The following is a 5,711-nucleotide window of genomic DNA, read 5'->3' on the forward strand; positions in this document are numbered from 1 at the left end:
AAGATCTCTTTCGCCCTGGTTATCTTTTTTCTTGCCAGTCTGGTCAGCATTGAACTCAATCGACAAAATCTTCTCCCCGGACAACTCTGTTCATTTGTCCCCCGCAATCATTTCTATGCGGTACAGGCTGCCTTTACCGTGGTACTGGTTCTGGAAGTCATCAGCCTTATTTTCACCATCCCCTGTTCCTTCAGCAGGTCAGTAGGTAAACAGTTTGAAATTTTATCCCTCATTCTCATGAGAAATGCTTTTAAAGAACTGACAGGTTTTTCCGAACCGGTCAGTTTTGAAGGCAATTCACAGGCAATCCTTAATATACTTTCGGACGGCTTTGGAGCATTGCTGATTTTCGTGCTCCTGGGATTCTACTACATGGTCCAGACCCACACCCAGGATGACAAGATGAAACCGGTCGATCTCTACAGTTTTGTCGCGGCCAAGAAAGGTATTGCCCTCCTTCTACTGCTCACTTTCACGTTTATGGGAATTCAGAGCGCCACGGCAGCCATAACTGGAGTTGAACACACGGATTTCCTGCACAGTTTTTATACCATTCTCATTTTAACCGACATTCTCGTTGTTCTTTTTTCACAGTGCTACCAACCCTCATTTTATGCGGTTTTCAGGAATTCAGGTTATGCCCTCTCAACCCTGATCATCCGTCTGGCTCTGGCTGCCCCGCCATTTTATAATGTCCTTCTCGGTCTTGCCGCTGCACTCTTTGCAATTTTTCTAACCATAACCAGCCAGAAACTCTTCGCGAAAGTTCACAGGAGTGGTTCCGGGTAAACCGGCATGACCTCCAGCCATGGATTGTCCGATAACCAACTACTCCCAGACTCCCGGGACCTCTCTTCCACATGCCGGGCAACATCTCCCGGCAAGAAAATTTTTCTCTACCCTGAACCCGTAACGTGTGATAATTTCTTTGCCGCAACCCGGACAAAAACTGCTTTCCTCACCAGATCCCGGCCTATTCCCCGTGTAAACAAAATGAAGACCGTTTCTCAATCCGGCTTCCCGTGCTCTTACAAGAGAACTCACTGGTGTCGGCGCCACGTTGTTCATTTTCCATGCCGGGTAAAAACCGGTCACATGCCACGGGACAGCGACATCGACTGAAGCAATGAAAGCCGCAATTTCATTAAGTTCCCTGTCTGAATCATTATAGCCGGGAATCACCAGTGTCGTCACCTCAAGCCAGACACCTTTTTCTTTCAGGAAACGGATAGTCTCCAGAACCGGCTGAAGCCGCCCTCCGCACTGCTTTCTATAAAAGGAGTCGGAAAAGGATTTCAAATCAATATTGGCCCCACTGAGAACAGGAACCAGAACTTCAAGCAGTTGTGGACTCATGAATCCATTTGAAACAAAAATATTCTTCATTCCCTCTTCTACAGCAAGGACAGAACAATCATAGGCGAATTCAAAAAAAACAGTTGGCTCCACATAGGTATAGCTGATGGAAGCACAACCCGAAGACACTGCCTCGGCAACAACTTCTTCTGGCTTCCTTAAAGTATATAAAGGAAAATCCTCCCCCCTCTCAACCTGAGAAATATGACTGTTCTGACAGTGAGCACAATGAAAATTGCACCCCCGGGTTGCAATTGAGTAGGACAGGCTCCCGGGGAGCAGATGAAACAGCGGCTTCTTTTCTATGGGATCGATGCTTTCAGCCACAAGTTTTCCATACACCAGGCTGACAATACGACCACCATCATTCCGGCGTACCCCGCAGCGTCCCCTCTCCCCCTCCTGCAGCCTGCAGAAATGGCTGCACAGCCGGCAGGAGACGGTATTATCATCATGGCATTGAAAAAGCCTGAGTCCGGCGGATTTATTCATTTTTCAATTTTCCTCCATTTCTTATCAATCAGCAGATAGTGAGGAAGAAACCTTTGCTTGTAGTTCATGGCGGACACTTCCCTGATCAGGTAGCCCAGGTAGAGATAACTGATACCCCATTTTCGGCAGAGTTCAACCAGATGGACGATATTGTACGTCCCGAGACTCCTCCACGACTCCTGCGGATCAAAGAAAAAATAGACGGCATTGACCCAGTTCACACCGATATCAAGAATGGAAGTTCCCACCAGACGTCCCTTGACCCTGTAGTGAATCTGAACAGAATTCACGATGTTGTTCAGAAAAAAATCACGGTAATATCCACCCGCATTATTTGTTCTTCCAGGATACCTTTTTTGCAGAAACAGTTCACAGAGCTCAAGATCCTCTACCCCTCCGCTCAGAATTGAAACGACCCCTTCTATATCCTGGTTTTTTTTCTTTGCTCTTCTCTGATTACGGTTTGGCTGAAACTCCCGGGGGTGCAGGCGGATGGGAATACAGGCCTGACAATCACGGCAGCGCATGCTGTACAGGCAATTCCCATTCCGACGATACCCTGCCGCAAGAAAAAGCTCCATGGCACGATCATTGAGGGGAGCAAAAGTCGCCTGGTGAAAAACAGCGCCATAGGGCAAGCCATATGGGCAGGAAATTTCAATGTCTATAAAGAGGTGTTCAATTCTTGACTGCATAAGACAGAATTCTGCCCTGCAGACCTCATCATATGTAAATTCCGAACCTTTCATTATTCATCAAAGCCTGAATTCCTGCCGTTTTCATAGTCATCAAAACATTCTTCACGCAAGAGCAGAGCCTGATTCCATACTTCTTTTCCGTTGACTGAACAACGTTGTTCGCATTCGCATTTTTTACTGTACAGCACACTTTCAGACCTGGCCCCGTCACATTTTAATACAAACGGTTTTTCCAGCCGGATATGGCAGATATATGTCGTCTTTTGCACGACGGCCTGCTTTTTGAGCCAGTTCCAGTTTATAAAATCTCTTCTCTCACCGACCACTGCCCCCTCCTCTTCAGTCAAAGTCAGGTAGGGAATGCCCAGAGACGTGATATTCTGGAAAAAATGAGATCCCTGTGATGGATCCGCCCTGATTGTACCATTCCGAACTTCAATGATAGCTGCAACCCCGGAAATATCACTCCACTGTACAGGGATGCCGAGCCACGGATCAGAAGACCCCCATCTCCCCGGCCCAATCAGCAGGTATGGCCGTTTTTCACGCTGCAGATTTCTGTTTATTTCACCGATCTGTGTTGCCATCACTCCTGTTTTTGCCGCGTCAAAGCCTTCGGGATCCACAAAGAGAATATCCGCAATGTCTTCAAAACTGCCGTGACCAAGGGATTGGGTGGTATAGGCAAATGCATTTTCAATTTCATGGTCACATATCTGAACATCAACCATCTCGCCACCAGTCACCATGGGGCGAATCTGCAGGAAATAAAAAACCGACTTTTCAATTTCCCTGTGGAGGTTGACGGCAAACTCAATTTCTACATCACACCCCATACCATCCCTGCCTATCCGCAGCAGTTCAGCCAGAATTTCCGGCAATGGGTATTTTGAATATTTGAGAAGCTGCGCGAAAGTCATAATCTTCAGGCCGGGCACATTCGCATCCCGCACCCTATGTTCATTGGCGATGTACGTGGAGGAGAGCATTATAACCGGCAGTTCCTTTTCCGCACTCTGCACGCTGCGCAGGACAAGATTGGATTTTTCCCGATGCAGACAGTCGCTTGCATTCATATCCAGGGCATAAAACTGTCTCTGGCTGTACTCCAGCATATTCTCAACCGAAGAAAACTGGACCAGTTTCTTTGGATGAGCCGGTGAAAACCATAGAGATTTTTCTCCTTCAACAACTGTCTTGCCAACTCCCAGGGCAATATGGGCAATCCCTTCATCAGCCTTCATATCCATGACAGGATAAAAATTATGGGACTGCGCCACACCGGAAACTGCCGGATACCAGAAACTGCCGTACTGCTCTCCCGCCAGCTGCTGAATAATAATCGCCATGGAATCATCAACACTCTGGCTGGAGGTCCGTGAAAAAGAGCGCGGCCCCTCAAACCATGTGGATGCATAAACCAGCTTAATCGCACTTTCAAGCTGCGCCAGCCTCTCAGAAAAATCGACATGATTATTCGTCAGGAAATAGGTGGAATAAAGCCCGGCATAGGGTCTGAACTGTGCATCCTCCAACAGGCTGGACGAACGGACTGACAGGGGCGCGTCACAGCTTTTCAGAAATGCTCTCAGCTCCTGACGGAGCCAGGCGGGAAGAGATGCGTCCAGAAAGAGGTCGGCGATCTGCTCATCGGCCATCTCTTCATTGCAGGACAGATTGTTTTCAGCAACAAAAGCATCAAAACCGTCGGCGGTAATCACACAGGTTTTCGGAATTGTAACGGTATATTCGCTGAGCACGGAATTCTCCCGGGAAGCCCCCTGCAGACAGGCCCACATGAAGGCCAGTCCTCTTCCTTTTCCACCCATGGAGCCATCTCCGATTTTGACAAAATCCATTATTTCCGGATCATAATCATCAGCGGAAAACTTCACAACCACGCCCTGCTGCCGTAATTTACGTAATGAATGAACCTTATAGACCAGATCATTTCTAATACTGTCAAGATCATCAATATCAAGGATATAGTCCTTGTGCAGCCTTCTGGCCAGAATAACCTCGGCCCTGGCCATAACCCAGTTTGAGAAATGATTTCTCTGGGTATGATACCTCAGCGACTCGTCGGGAATCGTCCGCAACTGCTGCTCAAACTCACGGAGATTGGCCGCATGACCGATGGGGGTCTCATCCGGAAGACGAAAAATGAAATCACCGAATCCCAGGTATTTCAGAAAAAAGTCATGGAGTTCATCACGGATAAGTGGAGAATTCTTATCAATGAAAACCGCAGGAATCCCCTCTGCCCGTTCCCTGTTATTCTGTTCTGTTGAGACCATCAGCAGGGGAAGATCCGGAATATCTCCACGCACATATTCCAGAAACTCAAATCCGGCATCGGGGTTCGTCTCTCCATCCTTTTTATAACGGGCATCGGAAATAACACCAAAGACATAGGGTTGGTATTTTTTATAGAGCTCCATTGCCTCTTCATAATCGGTGGCCATAAGAATACGTGGTCTGGCCCGCATTCGCAGCAGTCGATGGCGTTCATTGAGGCTTTCATCGAGCACCGACTGGGTCTGCCGCACTACTTCATTATAGATCAGGGGCAGGAAGAGAGACCGGTAAAGGGGGGAATCCTCAACGTATATAATCACCCGTACCATGGCCCTCCCCGTATCGGCATCAACATTAAGATGATCCTCAACATTTTTAATAATGGCCAGCAGAAGATCAGCCTCACAGCACCAGAGAAATATCTTGTCCACACCATCACTTCCAGCCTTATCGGGAAAGGTGGAACGGATATTATGGGCCACCATGATGACAGCCAGATCTGGCTTGATTTTCTTGATGGCAGCGCCGAGATCAAAGGCATTCATACCACCTGCGTAGGGCATGGTGATAACCATGTCAAAGTTTTTCTTCTCAATCTTTTCAAGAGCCTCCCTGGCCGAGGACACCCGGGTGATCCTGGGGGCCTTACTCAGGTTTAAACCATGATATTCGTGAATAAGCCTGATAGCCAGACTGCCGTCCTCTTCCATGATAAAAGCATCATAGAGACTGGATACCAGCAGAATCTCCTGAACCTTGAATGGCATGAGATCATGGAAAATTTTAAAATGCGGATCAAAATCGGTAATCTCGTTTCCAAAATTAAGCACTAAGCATTCTCCCTGAATTGATGAGTATTTTTTAACT

Annotated in this window: 4 protein-coding genes; 1 reads left to right on the top strand and 3 read right to left on the bottom strand. The window is 47.6% G+C overall.

Annotation, left to right across the window (positions count from 1 at the left end; genetic code table 11):
* Nucleotides 1–789, top strand: a 789-nt coding sequence (locus ACXLDX_RS13315; protein WP_457577678.1) for a hypothetical protein, incomplete at its 5' end; no start/stop codon positions are given.
* A 39-nt stretch (nucleotides 790–828) separates the two neighbouring features.
* Here the strand turns inward: ACXLDX_RS13315 and amrS are convergent.
* Genes amrS through ACXLDX_RS13330 form a run of 3 tightly spaced genes read right to left on the bottom strand, consistent with a single transcriptional unit; the run spans nucleotide 829 to nucleotide 5,674 of the window.
* Nucleotides 829–1,848 (bottom strand): AmmeMemoRadiSam system radical SAM enzyme, encoded by a 1,020-nt coding sequence (gene amrS, locus ACXLDX_RS13320; RefSeq protein ID WP_457577679.1) that lies wholly within the window; start codon nucleotides 1,846–1,848, stop codon nucleotides 829–831.
* Nucleotides 1,845–2,597, bottom strand: coding sequence for an arginyltransferase (locus ACXLDX_RS13325; RefSeq protein ID WP_457577680.1), 753 nt, complete (start codon nucleotides 2,595–2,597; stop codon nucleotides 1,845–1,847). The genes amrS and ACXLDX_RS13325 overlap by 4 nt, the downstream gene beginning before the upstream one ends.
* The gene (locus ACXLDX_RS13330; protein WP_457577681.1) at nucleotides 2,597–5,674 is read right to left on the bottom strand and encodes a PEP/pyruvate-binding domain-containing protein; all 3,078 of its coding nucleotides are present in this window, start codon (nucleotides 5,672–5,674) and stop codon (nucleotides 2,597–2,599) included. Before ACXLDX_RS13330 ends, ACXLDX_RS13325 begins: the two co-directional genes overlap by 1 nt.
* Nucleotides 5,675–5,711: the final 37 nt, after the last annotated feature.

This window comes from Desulfomarina sp. (genome assembly GCF_054039375.1).

What these genes read in the sequence shown, in the direction of transcription:
- ACXLDX_RS13325 (WP_457577680.1), bottom strand. Translation starts at nt 2,597, where the DNA reads ATGAAAGGTTCGGAATTTACATATGATGAGGTCTGCAGGGCAGAATTC.
- amrS (WP_457577679.1), bottom strand. Translation starts at nt 1,848, where the DNA reads ATGAATAAATCCGCCGGACTCAGGCTTTTTCAATGCCATGATGATAAT.